Source organism: Butyricicoccus sp. Marseille-Q5471 (assembly GCF_951230135.1).
Lineage (GTDB): Bacteria > Bacillota > Clostridia > Oscillospirales > Butyricicoccaceae > Agathobaculum.
On the sequence record NZ_CATNVC010000009.1, the window covers coordinates 88,152 to 105,664 of the forward strand.

The window sequence follows — 17,513 nt, forward strand, 5'->3', positions numbered from 1 at the left end:
TTTCAAAACGCAAGTTGTAAAGAAAGAAAAAAACTGGTACAATACTGATAGGTAAATGAAGGGAGGAACCGTATGAACGGACAAAACCGATTGATTTACCTGATCAAACGAATGATTTATCGGTATTTTGGCGACGGAATTCCGCAGGCAGCAGCTGAATTGTCATATTTTTTGCTGTTTTCGCTTTTCCCGCTGCTGATGTTTTTGAACTCGGTACTTGCGCGGCTGAATATTTCGTTCGAAAGCATCGCGCCTGTATTAGAAACACTGCCGCGCAGCTTGCGCACGCTGATTGAGTCCTATTTAACTTATATTTCGGCACTGCCTTCAGTCAGCCCTATGGTCATCGGTATCGCGTTGACGCTGTATTTCCTGTCCCGTGCCGTGCGTTCGATGATGCGGACGGTCAACGACATTTATCATGTGGAACTTCGCCGCGGACCGGTAATGAATTTTATGATTTCGGTGGGGATTACAGCCGGATTTCTGGTGTCGGTCGTGTGCAGCTTTGTGCTGGTCGTTGTCGGACGTACTATTTTGCGGCTGCTGCCGCAGTTCGTGCTAATTCCGCAGGCAGTCCTGGATATTACACAGCATACGAGCTTTTTGCTGATGATTGCAATCATCTTTTTGTTTCTCATGCTGTTTAACCGCGTTGTACCGAATCTTCGAATGCGATTTCGGGAGGTTTGGCCGGGGGCGTTGTTTTCGCTTGTTGCGTGGCTGCTGGTTTCGTGGGCATTTTCGTTTTACGTGGACAATATGGCGCGATATTCCGTTTTATACGGCTCGCTTGGCGCTATTATTGTGCTAATGCTGTGGCTGTATCTGGTCAGCATGATTTTACTGATGGGACCGCAGCTGAATCATACGTTGGTGATTATGCGGCTCTATCGAATGGAGACCGGTAAAGAATAGAGGAGGAAAAGATATGAAAGTTGTAGCAATCAATGGCTCTCCCCGCAAGGACGGAAACAACGCCAAATGCTTGGAGGTGATTGGCAAGGTACTGGAGAAAGAAGGCATTGACTTTGAAGTGGTTCAGCCGGGTGCACGGGTGCATCCGTGCTTGGCGTGCTATCACTGCTTGGACAACGGCACGCTGCGCTGCATTCAGAACGATGATGGCGTCAACGAGATCATTGCAAAATGCATCGAAGCGGACGGCATTATTCTGGCGTCGCCTGTTTACCACGGTGGCATTGCAGGCAACATGAAGTGTGTGCTTGACCGCCTGATACTGGCTGCCGGCTGCGGCGATAACCAGCTGCACCATAAGGTCGGCGCGGCGATGTGCACCTTGCGCCGTTCGGGCGGCATGGAGACCTATCAGCAGCTGCTTGGAACAATGAATGCAATGGAGATGGTTCTGGTTACCTCGGATTACTGGAACGCAGTGCACGGCGCTGACGCGGGCGAGGTGGAGCAGGATATCGAGGGACTGGAAGTCATCGAAAAACTGGGTCGGAACATTGCGTGGATGCTCAAGGTGATTGATAAGGCGGGCATTGCGCCGCCGGAGACACACCACCGCACGATGACCAACTTCATTCGCTGAAAAGTATATGCGGAGAAAAGAGACGTGGTACGCGTCTCTTTTTTTGTCTAAAACGCGGACTCGGCAGAAGGGAAAACGCGTGCTATAATGATCAGAGGAAAATCAGAAATAGGATGGAACGACTGCATGACCAAAACGATGACACAAGGCAACCCGGCAAAGTTGGTGCTACTGTTTACGCTGCCTCTGCTGGCCGGTAACCTTTTTCAGCAGTTTTACAATATGATGGATACGCTGATCGTTGGCCGCACGATTGGCGTGAATGCACTTGCCGCGGTTGGCTGCACGGGCAGTATCATGTTCCTTATCATCGGCTTTGTACAGGGTATGACGACCGGCCTGTCCATCGCGACCGCGCAGCGCTTTGGCGCGGAGGACATGGATGGTGTACGGAGAAGCTTTGCGGCATGTATCGTCATTTGCGTCGCAGTTACGCTGATTCTAACGGGGCTGAGCGTACCGTTTGCACGCCCGATTCTGGAATTTATGCGCACACCTGCAGCGATTTTAGACGATGCCTATCATTACATTGTCGTCATTTACCTTGGCACCGGTGCGGCAATGCTGTTCAATCTATTGTCGAATATCATCCGCGCGCTGGGGGACAGCCGCACACCGCTGTATTTTCTGGTGATTGCAAGCGTGCTCAATGTGGTGTTGGATTTGGTGTTCATCCTTTGCTTTGATATGGGAGTGGCAGGCGCGGCGTGGGCTACCGTAGTGGCGCAGATGGTTTCGGGCGTGCTGTGCATCCTGTATATCATCAAGCGGTTTCCGATGCTGCATCTGCGGCGTGCTGACTTTAAGCTAACCGGCGCGGAGTTGGCGCGTCATGCCGGTTTGGGTCTGCCGATGGGGTTTCAGGCATCGATTATTGGTATTGGCGTTATCATTTTGCAGTTCGTGCTGAACGGTTTGGGAGAGCTGAGTGTTGCGGCGTTTACGGCGGCGCAGAAGATAGAGCAAATTTTCTGCTCGCCGCTCTCATCGTTTGGCATGACTATGGCAACCTACTCGGCACAGAACTACGGTGCGGGTGAGATGGGACGCATTCGGCAGGGCGTCCGCAGCTGTGCGTATATGTCAGTGGGATACTCCATCCTCATCATGGTAATCAATGTACTGTTTGGCGGTTCGCTGACTGCATTGTTTGTAGGTGCGGGAGAATCAGAGGTCATTGCGCTTTCGGCGACCTATCTGCGGATTACCAGTTTGTTTTATCCGACGTTATCGCTGCTGTTTATTTACCGGTACACGCTGCAGGGGTTGGGACAGGGTGTCGTACCGACGATTGCAGGGATTATGGAACTGGTTATGCGCGCACTGGGTGTTGTGCTCCTAGCCGGTGCATTTGGCTTTAGCGGCATTTGTGTAGCCTATGCGTTGGCTTGGCCGGGGTCGATGATACCGTTGCTGATTGCGTATCTGCTGACGATGTATCGTCTTAAATTTAGCGGCCCGCGCGGCGGCTCACCTCATGCCGAGGTTGATTAAAGAAAAGTGCTCTCCACGGAGAGCACTTTTTATTATACTAAATGCAATATAAACTTGACATAATGCAAAAGATAAATTATACTAAGTCCATAAAGAGGTGATGGCGTGAAGAATAAGAAGTTAAAGCTGGCACGGGTGGAAAAGGATCTTTCGCAAGCGCAGTTGGCCAAACTGGTTGGTGTGACCCGGCAGACGATTGGGCTGATTGAAGCTGGCGGATATAACCCGACATTAAACCTTTGCTTGTCCCTTTGCAGGGCATTGGGCAAAACGTTGGATGAATTATTTTGGGAGGAACAAAATGAAACTGTTTGAGAAGAAGGCACGCGATGAACGACTGGTCGCGGAGATTAATCGCACCTATAAAATCGGATTTTTTGTGTTTACAGCAGGCATTGGAATTGATTTGCTTTTGTCCGCATTCCGTGATAGCGCGTTTCCAAGGTTTGAATGGCTGGTGTTTATGGCTGCACAAATCGTATGCGCGGTTTTAAATGTCCGCAAAGGAATCGTATGTGAAGATGCAGACGCGGAATGTGATATTCTTCCGCTGAAGAAGTATCTGCTGATTTCGTGCGCGGTCGGTGCGGGTACGGGGCTACTGTCCTGCGCGATGAATGCGCTGCGCTATTGGCAGAATTTATCGTTTGAACACATATTGATTGCAGCGGGCGCGACCTTTGTATTTGTGTTTTTCTGCACGTCGGTGTTAACCATGATGGCCTTTGCAGTGACATTCTATTGCGCCAAGCGCAGAAGAGATGCGGACATGCGTGCGCTTTTGGAAGAGGAAGAGAGAAAAACATTGGACTAACTAGGGCGTATGCGAAGAATTCATAATTTATTTACGATTTGTTACCAAAATTAAGTTGAATAGGATGCGTGTTCTCCTGTAAAATAGCATTATGGAGAAGTGTATATTTATGGGAAATGGAGGAAACACATGACAGTAGAACACAACATTCTGGAAGTGACTCCCCGCGTCGAAGCGCTTGCGGCGCTTTGCAAGGTCAACAGCAGCATTGATCCCGCACTCTATAGGGAATATGATGTAAAGCGTGGCCTGCGTGACATAGACGGTCAGGGCGTGCTTGCTGGGCTGACCAATATCTCGGACATCATCTCCAAAAAGATGGTGGATGGGCGGCTCGTCCCCTGCGAAGGGGAACTGTTTTACCGCGGTATCAGCATCAATGACTTGGTGCAGGGCTTCATGAAGGACAACCGCAAGGGCTACGAGGAAGTCGCGTATCTGCTTTTATTCGGTGAATTGCCGGATTATAAGAAGCTGTCTGATTTCAAGAGCCTGTTGGCGCAGGGACGTACGCTGCCGACCAACTTTGTGCGTGATGTTGTGATGAAAGCGCCGACGCACGACATGATGAACAGCCTATCCCGCAGCGTGCTAACACTGGCGTCTTATGATACAACGGCGGATGATATCAGCCTGCCGAATGTGCTGCGGCAGTGCCTGATGCTGATTTCGGTCTTCCCGATGCTGTCGGTCTATTCATATCACGCTTATAACCACTATGAGTGCGGCGGCAGCATGTACATTCATTATCCGTCGGACAGCCTCTCTACCGCGTCGAACTTCCTGCGCATGCTGCGGCCGGATATGGAGTATTCTCCGTTGGAAGCGAAAGTGTTGGACTTGGCGCTTGTCCTTCATATGGAGCACGGCGGAGGCAACAACTCGTCGTTTACGACGCATGTGGTCACTTCGTCCGGCACGGATACCTATTCTGCGATTTCTGCGGCACTCGGCTCGCTCAAGGGTCCGAAACATGGCGGGGCAAACATCAAGGTTGTACGCATGTTTGAGGATTTGAAAAAGAATGTAACCGATTTGACGGATGAGTCGGAAGTGGGAAATTATCTGCGCCGCCTGCTAAATCGTGAGGCATTTGATTGCAAGGGTTTAATTTATGGCATGGGACATGCGGTGTATTCCATCTCCGACCCGCGTGCACAGGTGTTTAAGTCCTTTGTAGGACAGCTCGCGCACGAAAAGGGCAGGGAAGAAGATTTCGCTCTGTATGCAATGGTCGAAAAGTTAGCTCCGCAGGTCATTGCCGAGGAACGGCATATCTATAAAGGCGTTTCGGCCAATGTGGATTTTTATTCTGGCTTTGTTTATTCGATGCTCAATCTGCCGCCCGAACTTTATACACCGGTGTTTGCGATGGCACGTATTGTGGGCTGGAGCGCACATCGTCTGGAAGAACTGATTAACACGGATAAAATTATTCGTCCCGCCTATCGTTGTGTGCGGGAAATGGAAGAGTATACCGAACTAAGCCAACGTTAAAAAAGACCCGCTGTGATGTATCACAGCGGGTCTTTTTTACATTTCTTTAAAGGCGTCCTTAACTTTATCCCAAAAGCCCTTGCGCTGAGACTGATTATCGTCAGTCGTATTTTCCTCAAACTCGCGGAGGAGACGCTTTTGCTTCTCGGATAGATTCTTCGGAACCTCAATATTCACACGTACGAACTGGTCGCCGCGGCCGCGGCCGTTCACATTCTGAATGCCCTTGCCCTTCATGCGGAAGACGGTGCCCGTCTGTGTGCCCTCGGGAATCTTATATTCGATGCGGCCATCAATGGTCGGTACTTGCAGCGAGTCACCAAGTGCGGCCTGTGCAAATGAAATCGGAATTTCACAGATGACATTGGAACCGTCGCGCGTAAATACCGGATGCGGCCGAATCGAAACCGTCACCAACAAGTCGCCGGACGGGCCGCCGTTTACACCGGCATTGCCCTGACCGCGCAGCTGAATGGACTGGCCTTCATCGATACCAGCCGGGACATTTACCTTCAGCGTGCGCGATTTGCGAACGCGTCCGGCACCGCTGCATTTCGAGCAGGGGGTCTTGACAATCTTGCCCGTGCCGTGGCAATGCGGGCACGCAGCCTGCGTCTGGAACATACCGAGAGGGGTGCGCTGGGTCTGCGTCACCGTGCCGGTACCGCGGCAGTTCGAGCAGGTCTCGGGACTTGTTCCCTTGGCCGCTCCGGTGCCGCCACACTCTTCGCAGTTTTCAATACGATCGATTGTAATTTCTTTTTCGCAGCCAAATGCGGCTTCCTCAAAGGAAAGGATTACGCTCTGCCGGATGGATTCGCCGCGCTGCGGGGCATTGCGCCGCGTGGTCGAGCGCCCGCCGCCAAAACCGCCGCCGAAGAACGAGCTAAAGATATCTCCTAGATCACCAAAATCGCCAAAACCGCCGCCGTATGCACCGCCTGCGCCGCCGCCATAGCTAGGGTCGACGCCTGCAAAGCCGAATTGATCATATTTTTGACGCTTTTCCTTGTCGGAAAGTACCTCGTAAGCCTCGTTTAGTTCTTTAAACTTCTCGGCGGCTTCGGGATTATCTCGGTTTAGGTCGGGGTGGTATTGTTTGGCGAGTTTGCGGTGCGCTTTTTTGACTTCATCGTCCGATGCGCCTTTTTGAACGCCCAGCACCTCATAATAATCTCTTTTGTCAGCCATGCTTATCTACCTCAAAACAGGAGGACAGGCGGACCGAAAAGCGGCCCGCCCTGTCTTCTGGTGTCTTACTTCTTATCGTCGTCGTGGACTTCGGTGAAGTCCGCGTCAACAAAATCACCCTGTGCGCCTGCGCCCGGCTGACCGCCCATATTGGGGTCACCCTGCGGTGCCTGCTGCTGATAAATCTTGCTGGCCAACTCGCCGAACTTCGTAGAAAGACCGTCGGAAGCCATCTTAATCATCTCGTTGTCAGTGCCCTTGAGTGCTTCCTTCACCTTTTCGATTTCGGACTGTACGGCAGCCTTCTCGTCAGCAGACAGCTTATCGCCCAAATCGGTCAGCGCCTTTTCGGACTGGAATACAAGCTGCTCCGCACTGTTGCGGATTTCAACCGATTCCTTGTTCTTCTTATCCTGCTCGGCAAACTGCTCTGCCTCACGCATCGCCTTGTCAATTTCGTCCTGAGACAGGTTGGTAGAAGCAGTGATGGTAATCTTCTGCTCCTTGCCTGTGCCGAGGTCCTTGGCAGAAACGTTTACGATGCCGTTGGCATCGATGTCGAACGTAACCTCAATCTGCGGCACACCGCGGGGAGCGGGAGCGATGCCGTCGAGGGTGAAGCGGCCAAGCGTCTTGTTGCCGGCAGCCATGTCGCGCTCGCCCTGCAGCACATGAATCTCAACGGAGGGCTGATTGTCAGCCGCGGTAGAGAACACCTGGCTCTTCTTGGTGGGAATGGTGGTGTTGCGTTCAATCAGCTTGGTGCACACGCCGCCAAGGGTCTCAATGCCGAGAGACAGGGGGCAAACGTCAAGCAGCAGTACGTCCTTGACTTCGCCGCCAAGCACGCCGCCCTGAATAGCAGCGCCGATTGCAACGCACTCATCGGGATTGATGCCCTTGAAGCCTTCCTTGCCGGTGATGTTCTTTACCGCATCCTGAACGGCAGGAATACGCGAGGAACCGCCAACAAGCAGCACCTTAGCAAGGTCGCCCGATGCCAGGCCTGCGTCCGACATTGCCTGACGAACCGGGCCCATGGTTGCTTCTACCAAATCAGCGGTCAGTTCGTTGAACTTTGCGCGAGTCAGCGTCAGCTCCAGATGCTTAGGACCGGTTGCATCCGCAGTGATATACGGCTGGTTGATCGAGGTCTGCTGCATGCCGGAGAGCTCAATCTTCGCCTTTTCGGCAGCTTCCTTGAGACGCTGCATTGCCATGCGATCCTTGGAAAGGTCAACGCCGTTGGACTTCTTGAATTCGTCAACAATCCAGTTCATGATGCGCTGGTCAAAGTCATCGCCGCCCAGACGGTTGTTGCCAGCGGTTGCGAGCACTTCGAGAACGCCGTCGCCGATGTCGAGGATCGATACATCGAACGTACCGCCGCCTAGGTCGTAAACCATAACCTTCTGCTCGGTTTCCTTGTCAACGCCGTAAGCCAGAGCGGCTGCAGTAGGCTCGTTGATGATACGCAGCACGTCCAGACCGGCAATCTTGCCGGCATCCTTGGTCGCCTGACGCTGAGAGTCGGTGAAATAAGCAGGAACGGTAATAACAGCCTGTGTGACCGTAGAGCCGAGATAAGCTTCCGCGTCAGCCTTCAGCTTCTGCAGAATCATAGCAGAAACCTCCTGCGGGGAGTACTGCTTGTCATCAATTTTCACGCGGTAGTCGGTGCCCATCTCGCGCTTGATGGAGATGATGGTGCGATCGGCGTTGGTAACGGCCTGACGCTTTGCGACCTGACCGACCATGCGCTCGCCATCCTTAGAAAATGCAACGACAGACGGAGTGGTGCGCGCACCTTCCGCGTTTGCGATAACGACGGCTTCGCCGCCCTCCATGACTGATACGCAAGAGTTTGTCGTACCAAGGTCAATACCAATGATTTTGCCCATAATTCAAGCACTCCTTTATGAATAGATGTTTTATTGTAATGTTAGTTGGCAACCTTGACCATGGAATGGCGGATTACCTTATCACCGATTTGGAAGCCCTGCTGAAACACCTCGGCAATGACATTCTCAGCGAGACTGTCATCCTCGACGTGCATGACGGCGTTGTGCAGATTCGGATCAAATGCGATGCCTTCGCCGGACTCAATCAGCGTTACGTTTAAGCTCTTCAGACTGTCCAGCAGCTGATTCATGGTCAGCTCCACGCCCTTTTTATACTCAGCGTCCGTTGTCTCGACCTTAAGCGCACGCTCGAGGTTGTCATAGGTTGGTAGCAGCGCCTTGACTGCGAAGCTGACCGCTTCCGCGTGCGCCTGTTCGCGTTCGCGCTGGCTGCGTTTACGGAAATTGTCATACTCGGCAGCCATGCGCAGATAACGATCGTTTAAATCATCATGCTTGGCCTTCCAATCCTCCGCAGGAGCGGTGGTTGCTTCGGCGGATGCGGTGGTTTCCGCCGCCGTCTGTTCGGTTACGTCCTCGGCAGTCTGCTGTGTCTGTTCGGCTGCTTCGGGCTGTTTCTTCTTGCTCATGTCGTTTTCATGCCTCCGTTATTCTTTTTCATCCAAAAACGTTTCGGCGATCAGCTGGTTCAGTCCCTTTGCAAAGCGGGACAGCTTGGCGGAAAGTGCGGCATAATCCATACGGGTTGGGCCGACAATGCCAATCACGCCTTGACCGACTGTGCCGATGTCGTATTTCGCATAAATGGTAGAGGTTTCGCTTAGCGGGTTTTGACCGTTTTCCGGTCCGATAAAAATTTGCACGCCGTCAATTTTGCGCTGAATGGGAAGCAGATGATTGTTATCATCCATATAATCAAGCAGCGTTTGTGCTTTTTTGGTATCGTGATATTCGGGAAAGCGAAGCAGCTTGCTTGCGCCCTCCAGATATACCCGCTGACTGCCCAGTTCCTCAATCAGTTCGGCCAGATACTCTGCGACAGGGGCGAGCAGCGCGGTCAAACCGGCAGCGCGGCGCACGATGTCAAAGCGCTCGGCAGAAATGTTTGAAAGGGGAAGTCCGGTTAATGTCTGATTCAGCACATAGGTTAAAAGCTCGGCCTCGTCTTTGGAGACCTCGGTCATCGTGCGAACCATTTTATTTTTGACCGTGCCCGACTGCGTAACGACCAAAATGACGAAATTCAATCGATCGACCGGGATAATCTCGAACTGTCGAATTGAGGTCTGCGTCATGGTTGGTGTAATGGCAACGGATGCATAGTCAGTTAATGTAGAAATCAGTCGGCCGGCTTCTTGAATCAGATGATCGAGCTCCTGAACCTTACCCTTCATCATCTGGGAGAGGGACGGCTCTTCACTGCCGGCAATTTCCTCCGGCTGTGCCATCAGTTCGTCAACATACAGGCGGTAACCCTGCGGGGAGGGAACACGACCTGCAGATGTGTGCGGTTTTTCAAGAAAGCCAAGCTCCTCTAATTCGCTCATCTCATTACGGATGGTAGCGGAAGAAAAGGGGAGTTCAGGTCTGGCGGTCAGTGCTTTGGACCCAACCGGTTCAGCCGTGCGGATATAGTCGCCGATGATGGCCTTCAGTATTTGCTTTTTGCGTTCCGAAAGCTCCATATGGCGTTCTCCTTTCAGGCTTAGCACTCCATCCATCTGAGTGCTAAAACTAATTTACCACCGTGGGAAGGTAAAGTCAAGAGACGTTTTTGAACATTCTGTTAAATGAGAATACCGTAATTTATCATAGCTAGGAGCGAGTTTCCAGATGCGCGAAAAAAACTCGCCAAAAAGTTGTACGGAGAAGTGAAAAGGATTGCATTCTTTCAAGGGAAATGATATCATAAGATGGTGAAGAAGAGGGTTGTCTAACGGACAATCACAATACAATTTACATGCAAGAGAAGGAGAAATCCCATGAAGGAAGTCAAAGTTGGTATTGTTGGATTGGGTCGTCTGGGCTCGGTTCACGCAGAAAACCTCGCGTTTAAAATCCCCGGCTGTAAGCTGATGGCTGCTTGCTCACTTGAGCAAAAGGAGCTTGACTGGGCCAAGACCGATTTGAAGGTTGATTTTGTAACGACCGATTATAAGAAGATGGTGGATGAGGCTGATATCGAAGCGGTTGCTATCGTTTCCTCCTCGCCGGAGCATTGCTGGATGATTGAGTACGCACTCGATGCAGGTAAGCATGTGTTCACCGACAAGCCGCTCGGCTGTTCGCTCGAGGAGTGCAAGCGCGCTGAGGCTGCGGTGGAGCGTCATCCGGACAAGCTGTTCTTCCTTGGCTTCATGCGTCGCTACGATCCGTCCTATGCGGATGCAAAGGCGCAGATCGAGGCTGGTAAGGTTGGCAAGCCGTATCTGGTGAAGGCAACCGGCCTGGATCCGGAAGCTTGCGTGGAAAGCTGCATTCAGTTCTGCAAGACTTCGGGCGGTATCTTTATCGACGCGGCTTCGCATGATGTTGACCTGATGCGTTGGTTCCTCGGCGGCGAGGTGACCGAGGTTTATGCAGCAGGCACGACCTTCAAGCATCCCGAATTTGCTGCGGGCGGCGATACCGAGACCGGCATGGCGATGCTTAAGTTTGATAACGGCACGGTTGCATTCCTGCACGTTGGCCGTACTGCGCCGCACGGCTACCACACCGAAACTGAAATTGTCGGCACTGACGCGCACATCCGCGTTGCAGGCATTCCGTGGAAGAACCGCGCGATGATTTTTGATGCAAACGGCGCTTGCCAGCCGATTATTGAGAACTTCCCGCAGCGCTTCGCAGAAGCTTACCTGCTGGAAATGGTTGATTTCATCAAGTGCATTCAGGAGGATCGCAAGCCTGAGCTGACCGTTTATGACGGCACGAAGGCCACGCTCGTTACTTATGCAATTACCGACTCTTTCCACTCCGGCAAGCCGGTTCAGGTTGAGTACAAGTAAACATATAAAAGAAGCTGTCTCATATGAGACAGCTTCTTTTATATTACTGCCCATCATTCACCGAAGACTTCCTTTTTGAGCCGCAGACCGGTCGGTGTAGTAGCAAGCCCGCCCTGACTTGTTTCCTTCAGCGAGCAGGGGAGGGCATCACCCACGCGCCGCATGGCGTCCACCACTTCATCAACCGGAATCTTGCTTTCAACGCCTGCAAGCGCCATGTCGGCCGAGGTAAACGCAATGGCGATACCGGATACGTTACGCTTAATACATGGGATTTCGACCAACCCTGCAACGGGGTCGCAGATGAGTCCGAGTTGATTTTTAATCGCCATCGCGCAGGCATGCGCAGCTTGTATGGGTGTGCCGCCTGCCATTTCGACAAGTGCCGCGGCAGCCATCGCAGCAGCCGAGCCGCACTCGGCCTGGCAGCCGCCCTGCGCTCCAGAAATGGAGGCCCGGTCCGCAATGACCATACCAATTGCACCGGCGGTGAAAAGTGCCATCACGGCAATTCTTTCATCAAGGCCGCGCTCCTCGAGGACGGTCAGCACGGTGCCCGGCAGGATACCGCACGAGCCGGCTGTCGGCGCAGCGACGATTTTACCCATGGCAGCGTTGTACTCGCTGACGGCGATTGCACGTGTCATTGCCCCACATAAGAAGGTGCCCTGAAGACCGCCGGTTTTCGCATATGCTGCCATTTTGGCCGCATCGCCGCCTGTCAGGCCGGAGGTCGAGCGCAGGGTAGGGGACTTGCCGGCTGCAACGGCCTGCTGCATTACGTGTAGGCTGTCGGCCATTCGTGTGTAGAGCGTCTCAGCAGGGGTTTCAATCTGCGCCGCTTGGTCAGCCAACACGAGCTCGGAAATGGTCGTGCCTGCCTGCTCAGCCGCGTGACATAAGGCCTCAATCGAGTCATAATCCATGAAAAACAACCTCCTTACAACGCACGAATCAATACGACATGAAGGATATGAGGCAGTGTACGGAGGCCTCCAATCAGCTGATCAGGGACATCGCCGTCCACTTCGATGGTCATTACGGCTTCACCGCCTTTTTGAGGTCGAGATAGCCGGAAGTTGCCAATGTTTGCGCCGGATTCAGCCATGAAATTGGTAACGGCGGCAATTGTCCCGGGCTTGTCCTGATGCAGAACAAGCAGTGTATTAAACTGTCCTGTGAAAGAAACCTGCATTCCGTTGATGTCAGTGACCACAATATTGCCGCCGCCGATGGATGCCCCCTGTACTTTGCACACGGCGCCGCTTTCCCCCGTCAGGCTGATGCGCACAGTATTGGGATGCGCATTGGGAATATCGGTTTCGGTGATGGAAAACGCAAGTCCGCTTTGCTTTGCGAGGCTAAGTGATTGCCGAATGCGCTCATCGTCCGCGTGCATGCCCATAATACCGGCGATGAGTGCTTGATCTGTTCCGTGTCCCTTGTGGGTTTGGGCAAACGAGCCGGAAAGCTCGATTTTGGCCTTTGCCGCCTTTTCTCCGAGAATCTTCCATGCAACGCGCCCCAAACGCACCGCGCCGGCGGTGTGAGAGCTGGATGGGCCAATCATCACAGGCCCTATGATATCAAAGACGTTCATGAATCTCTCCAATCTGTTCCGATTGCCTGATTCGTACATGGGCACTGTGCGAACAATCAGGTGTCATGTTTTTTGTATTTCTCTAGTGTTTGTTCCTGCGCTTTTTCTCATACTTGTTTTGCTGTGTTTCCTTTGCATCACAAAAATCCTCCGGAAAATTCCGGAGGATTTCAAAGGGATTAAGAGAGCTCGTCTTGCACAAGATAGCGTCCCATGAGTACGCCCATCACGGATGCCATCATCAGTCCGCGCGTCCAGCCGGACGAGTCGCCGAGGCAGTGCAGGCCGTGGACGTTGGTATGAAAATGATCATCCATCTTGACACGGTTAGAGTAGAATTTTAATTCAGGGGAGTAGAGTAGAGTTTCGATAGACGCAAATCCAGGTACAACGTGATCCACTGCCTGCATGAAATGAATGATGTTTACCATGGATCGATACGGCATTGCAGCGGTGATATCGCCCGCAACCGCGTCCGGCAGAGTGGGCACAAGGTTCGATCGGCTGAGCTCATTTTGCCAGGTGCGCTTGCCGTCGAGAATATCACCGAAACGCTGAACCAGTATATGGCCGTCGCCTAGCATGTTCGTCAATTCACCAACCTTTTGCGCATAGGCAATGGGTTGATTGAACGGATGCGAGAAATTGTGCGAGCAGAGAATGGCTAGGTTGGTATTGTTGGATTTAAGCTCCTTGTAGGAATGGCCGTTTACGACCGCTAAATCGTCGTCGTAGTTTTCCTGCGAGACAAAGCCGCCCGGATTTTGACAGAAGGTGCGAACCTTGTTTTTGAACGGCAGCGGATAGCCGATTAATTTGGATTCATAAAGAACGTTGTTGACGTTCTCCATTACCTCGTTGCGTACCTCGACACGCACGCCGATGTCGACAGTGCCGGGCTGGTGCGCGATGCTGTGCTCTTGGCAAATGCGTTCCAGCCAATCAGCGCCACGGCGACCGGTTGCAATGACGGTATGCGAAGCGCGAATCTCCTCTGTTTCCGTACCGCGCGCAATGGATACGCCAAGACAGGTTTCACCGTCCAGAATGAGATTACGGCATTCCCAACCGAACAGAATCTCAATATCATTTTCGAGCAGATGATGCTCAATCGCGCCATAAATTTGCTGCGCCTTTTCCGTGCCAAGGTGGCGAATCGGGCAGTCCACAAGCTTGAGACCAGCCTGAATCGCACGTTTGCGAATTGCCTTGACTGCATCGGTGTTTTCGGCACCTTCCACGTGTTCGTCCGCACCAAATTCAAGGTAAATCTGATCGGTATATTCGATAGTCTCCTGCGCCAGACCCGCACCGATTAAGTCGGGCAAATCACCGCCGACTTCGCACGAAAGAGAGAGCTTGCCATCCGAAAACGCGCCGGCGCCAGAAAAACCGGTGGTGATATGGCAATAGGGTTTGCAGTTGACGCATCTTCCGGTTTTTGATTTGGGACAGTGACGCTTTTCGACCGGCTGACCTTTTTCTACCATAATGATTTTCTGCCGGCTGCCCTGGCGGCGCAGCTCAAGCGCAGTAAAGATGCCTGCCGGGCCCGCACCAACAATGACAACATCTGTATTCATATAACATCCTCCTCAAAAATGAAAAAACTGCCTGTTGGAACTATACCAGTCCCTTGTGGGAGTGGCGTAGTCAACTGTTAGGCAGTCGGTAGAAACATACATCCGAATCATGTATTTATACGCTTGATTCCACTGGCTATCTTACCATAGGATGCCGCTGAAATCAAGAGGAAATACGGTTTCACGGTTAAGTGCCGCATGAAAAAATACAGCCGCCCATAAGGGCGGCTGCTGCACTATCAATAGAGGGCAGGTTTTTCGATCATTTCGATTTTTTTGAACATGCCGGTACCACGAGAACGGTTAAGGGCGTCCGCGGCAACACAGGCAGCATAGCCGTCCCAAGCAGAGGGACCGGTCGGGCCGCCATTGGCGAGGGAATGAACCCATTCGGTCAATTCAATATCATATGCTTCGATAAAGCGATCCTTCCAGTCGGTCAGAATGGGGAAGGAGCGTGCGGCATCCGAGCGTTTAACCACTGCGTAGGGGTCGGGCAGATTGAGCGTACCCTTCTCGCATACCACCTGACACTGAATGTCATAGCCGTAGGCATCAGCGACCTGAACCTCAACATCGATGCGTGCGCCGGATTTTGTCTCGAGCAGCACAATCTGCGGATTGTCGTAGCCCTTGTTAGACTCTGCCGATTGACGTACCTTCAGAACCTGACCGCTCTCGTACTCATCATTGAGCAGCCAGCGGCAAATGTCCAACTCATGAATCGCAACATTGGTTACGCCCATTTCGGTCTGGAAACCGTCCGGCTGAGAAACATTTCGATGGCATGCGTGAATCATCAGGGGAGCGCCGAGTTCGCCGGAGTCGATGATTCGCTTCATTTCTGCATAGCCGCGGTCATAGTGGCGCATAAAGCCAACCTGCACCAGACGCTTTCCGTGTGCGACCTCGGCAGCAATGATTTTTTCACAGTCCTCGGCACTTTGTGCAAGCGGTTTCTCACAGAATACATATTTCCCGTGCGTCAGGCCTTCTAATACATAACCTGCATGGCTGGGATCGGACGAAGCAATCAGGACAGCGTCAACTTCGGGTGCGGCAATCAACTCTTCTCCGGTTGCGTATGCCTTGAGTCCCTGGTATTGAGCCGCTGTTTTACGGGCAGCCTCTTCGAAAAAGTCGGCGCAGGCAACGACCTCGCAGCCGGGCACCAGATTGTTGAGACGGCGGATGTGATCGCGGCCAATCGCGCCGCAGCCAATAACACCAATTTTCAGCATAATTTCGTTCTCCTTTATCGTTTCACTTACTTGATATTAATTCATAATTCCAATAACAGCGTTCACAAGATTGGTTGTAAATCTGAGCGAGCGCTATTAGGATTTGCTCGATATGTTTATCGTAATACACGGCTGCAAACAGGTCAACGGGGATTGAGAAACATTGGGGAGTTGCCCAAATAGCGTCTCAAGTTTTCGTGAAAATAACATGTGCAGCACAATGGACGCGGCTTTTATGATTGTGCGTTGTGCGCACTTTTTCTTGACGGAGTAACCTTTGCTTTCGTATAATAAAAAATAGAGGAGGGGGATTACATGGCAGTGACTATTAAGCAGATTGCTGCGCTTGCAGGAGTATCCCGCGGTACAGTCGACCGGGTGCTGCATAACAGACCCAATGTACATCCGCTGGCACATAAAAAGGTACAGGATGCCATCCGTGCGCTTGGCTACACACGAGAAGAGAAGAGCACGGTTGCCAAAACCGTAGTGATGCTGATCCCTCAGTGGCAGGATGGACACTTCAACCGACAATTAATCAGTGGTTTGCGCCGCGCTCAGCGCTACATTGCCGATGAATCGTTTCAACTGATTGAGCAGCCGTTGTATACAATGACAACACAGGAACTGCTGCAGGCTATGAATAAGCATCTACAAAATGGAGTAGATGGTTTGATTGTGCGTGCAGAAAACACGCCGGAGATGCGTCAGGCGATTGAACGGGCAACCAGTGAGGGTGTCACGGTAATAACCTATGATGCAGATGTGCCGGACAGCGGACGTCTTTGCCATATCGGACAAGAACTTTGGCGGGCAGGCGGAATTGCAGCGGGGATTATGGCCAAGCTGATTCGTCCGCCGGAACATGTACTGGTTGTAGCGGGAAATATGCGTCTGGAGGCGCATAAGGGCAGAGTAGATGGCTTTTGCCGACGGTTGCGTGCGCTGGGATTCGATGCAGATGCTTATCGCATCATTGAGACGAATGAAATGCACCATTTGACAAGTGAACTGGTTACACGTGCGCTGAATGAAGATTCATCTTTGCGAGCAATCTACATGGCAACGCAGCCGATTGCGGGGTGTATTGAAGGCATTCAGCGCGCACATGCACACCCGGTTCGTCCGCATGTTATCTGCAACGACCTGACGCCTACTGCCAAGCGCTATTTACGTGAAGGAGCAGTTGATTTTGTGATTGGACAGGCTTTTGATCAAGAATCGTTTCGAGCCGCGGTTGCAATGTACCAGATGCTAATGCGCGGAAAACGCCCGGAAAAAGAAATCTATTATACCGATTTAAGCCTGATTTCCCGTGAAATGCTGTAAAAAAGACTGTCTCAGTGAGACAGTCTTTTTTATAATCATAAAGTTGAGATTACTTAGCAGCCAGTCTGCGGGCCTTGGCTTCCATGCGCTCACGGGTTACGTCAATGAACACCGCGACGATGATAACGAGGCCGAGCACGATATTCTGAATCGAGGACGGGGCAGACAGCAGCGTAAAGCCGTTGCGCAGCACCGAGATGATCAGCGCGCCGACCATCGTGCCCCACATCGTGCCCTTGCCGCCCATGAAGGACGCGCCGCCGATGATGCAGGCTGCGATTGCGTCGGTATCAAACGGCTGTACTGCGTTTGCACCGTTGGTGATGCCCGAACGGCCGA

Annotated in this window: 17 protein-coding genes and 1 riboswitch; of the genes, 8 read left to right on the forward strand and 9 right to left on the reverse strand. The window is 52.2% G+C overall.

The window, feature by feature from the left end; translation table 11 throughout:
* Positions 1-72: 72 nt before the first annotated feature.
* The 6 genes from QOX26_RS10545 to QOX26_RS10570 all read left to right on the forward strand — a co-directional run bounded on the left by QOX26_RS10545 (position 73) and on the right by QOX26_RS10570 (position 5,363).
* The gene (locus tag QOX26_RS10545) at positions 73-918 is read left to right on the forward strand and encodes a YihY/virulence factor BrkB family protein (RefSeq protein WP_283674942.1); all 846 of its coding nucleotides are present in this window, start codon (positions 73-75) and stop codon (positions 916-918) included.
* 13 nt (positions 919-931) lie between these two features.
* Positions 932-1,558, forward strand: coding sequence for a flavodoxin family protein (locus QOX26_RS10550; RefSeq protein ID WP_283674943.1), 627 nt, complete (start codon positions 932-934; stop codon positions 1,556-1,558).
* A 126-nt stretch (positions 1,559-1,684) separates the two neighbouring features.
* Positions 1,685-3,052, forward strand: coding sequence for an MATE family efflux transporter (locus QOX26_RS10555; RefSeq protein ID WP_283674944.1), 1,368 nt, complete (start codon positions 1,685-1,687; stop codon positions 3,050-3,052).
* A 105-nt stretch (positions 3,053-3,157) separates the two neighbouring features.
* The gene (locus QOX26_RS10560; protein ID WP_283674945.1) at positions 3,158-3,367 is read left to right on the forward strand and encodes a helix-turn-helix transcriptional regulator; all 210 of its coding nucleotides are present in this window, start codon (positions 3,158-3,160) and stop codon (positions 3,365-3,367) included.
* Positions 3,354-3,866, forward strand: a complete 513-nt coding sequence (locus QOX26_RS10565; protein ID WP_283674946.1) for a DUF6773 family protein — start codon at positions 3,354-3,356, stop codon at positions 3,864-3,866. Before QOX26_RS10560 ends, QOX26_RS10565 begins: the two co-directional genes overlap by 14 nt.
* Before the next feature lie 129 nt (positions 3,867-3,995).
* A complete protein-coding gene (locus QOX26_RS10570) occupies positions 3,996-5,363 on the forward strand; it encodes a citrate/2-methylcitrate synthase (RefSeq protein ID WP_283674947.1) in 1,368 nt (455 codons plus the stop codon).
* Positions 5,364-5,399: 36 nt separating this feature from the next.
* Here the strand turns inward: QOX26_RS10570 and dnaJ are convergent, their stop codons facing one another.
* From dnaJ to hrcA, 4 genes are all read right to left on the reverse strand, one after another.
* A complete protein-coding gene (dnaJ, locus tag QOX26_RS10575) occupies positions 5,400-6,554 on the reverse strand; it encodes a molecular chaperone DnaJ (RefSeq protein ID WP_283674948.1) in 1,155 nt (384 codons plus the stop codon).
* 65 nt (positions 6,555-6,619) lie between these two features.
* Positions 6,620-8,455: a molecular chaperone DnaK gene (gene dnaK / locus QOX26_RS10580; RefSeq protein WP_283674949.1), complete on the reverse strand. Its 1,836-nt coding sequence runs from the start codon at positions 8,453-8,455 to the stop codon at positions 6,620-6,622.
* Between the two features lie 41 nt (positions 8,456-8,496).
* Positions 8,497-9,045 (reverse strand): nucleotide exchange factor GrpE, encoded by a 549-nt coding sequence (gene grpE / locus QOX26_RS10585; RefSeq protein WP_283674950.1) that lies wholly within the window; start codon positions 9,043-9,045, stop codon positions 8,497-8,499.
* Positions 9,046-9,063: 18 nt separating this feature from the next.
* Complete coding sequence (gene hrcA, locus QOX26_RS10590; protein WP_283674951.1) at positions 9,064-10,101, reverse strand: heat-inducible transcriptional repressor HrcA; 1,038 nt, start codon at positions 10,099-10,101, stop codon at positions 9,064-9,066.
* Between the two features lie 297 nt (positions 10,102-10,398).
* Between hrcA and QOX26_RS10595 the strand changes: the two genes are divergently transcribed.
* Positions 10,399-11,421 (forward strand): Gfo/Idh/MocA family protein, encoded by a 1,023-nt coding sequence (locus tag QOX26_RS10595; RefSeq protein WP_283674952.1) that lies wholly within the window; start codon positions 10,399-10,401, stop codon positions 11,419-11,421.
* 53 nt (positions 11,422-11,474) lie between these two features.
* On the opposite strand, the gene sdaAA is transcribed toward QOX26_RS10595, so the two are convergent.
* The 4 genes from sdaAA to QOX26_RS10615 all read right to left on the reverse strand — a co-directional run bounded on the left by sdaAA (position 11,475) and on the right by QOX26_RS10615 (position 15,845).
* Positions 11,475-12,347 carry an L-serine ammonia-lyase, iron-sulfur-dependent, subunit alpha gene (gene sdaAA, locus QOX26_RS10600; RefSeq protein WP_283674953.1) on the reverse strand — a complete coding sequence of 291 codons (873 nt, stop codon included), beginning with the start codon at positions 12,345-12,347 and terminating at the stop codon, positions 11,475-11,477.
* Positions 12,348-12,361: 14 nt separating this feature from the next.
* Positions 12,362-13,021: an L-serine ammonia-lyase, iron-sulfur-dependent subunit beta gene (sdaAB, locus tag QOX26_RS10605; protein ID WP_283674954.1), complete on the reverse strand. Its 660-nt coding sequence runs from the start codon at positions 13,019-13,021 to the stop codon at positions 12,362-12,364.
* A gap of 179 nt (positions 13,022-13,200) precedes the next feature.
* Entirely contained in the window at positions 13,201-14,604 is a 1,404-nt protein-coding gene (locus tag QOX26_RS10610) for an NAD(P)/FAD-dependent oxidoreductase (RefSeq protein WP_283674955.1), read from the reverse strand.
* Positions 14,605-14,651: 47 nt separating this feature from the next.
* Positions 14,652-14,747, reverse strand: a riboswitch (purine riboswitch).
* Positions 14,748-14,843: 96 nt separating this feature from the next.
* Complete coding sequence (locus tag QOX26_RS10615; RefSeq protein ID WP_283674956.1) at positions 14,844-15,845, reverse strand: Gfo/Idh/MocA family protein; 1,002 nt, start codon at positions 15,843-15,845, stop codon at positions 14,844-14,846.
* Between the two features lie 315 nt (positions 15,846-16,160).
* On the opposite strand from QOX26_RS10615, the gene QOX26_RS10620 reads away from it, so the two are divergent.
* Positions 16,161-17,174, forward strand: coding sequence for a LacI family DNA-binding transcriptional regulator (locus QOX26_RS10620; RefSeq protein ID WP_283674957.1), 1,014 nt, complete (start codon positions 16,161-16,163; stop codon positions 17,172-17,174).
* Positions 17,175-17,223: 49 nt separating this feature from the next.
* Here QOX26_RS10620 and QOX26_RS10625 read toward each other — a convergent pair.
* Positions 17,224-17,513 (reverse strand): ABC transporter permease subunit (locus QOX26_RS10625; RefSeq protein WP_442870226.1); only part of this gene is annotated, 290 nt, incomplete at its 5' end.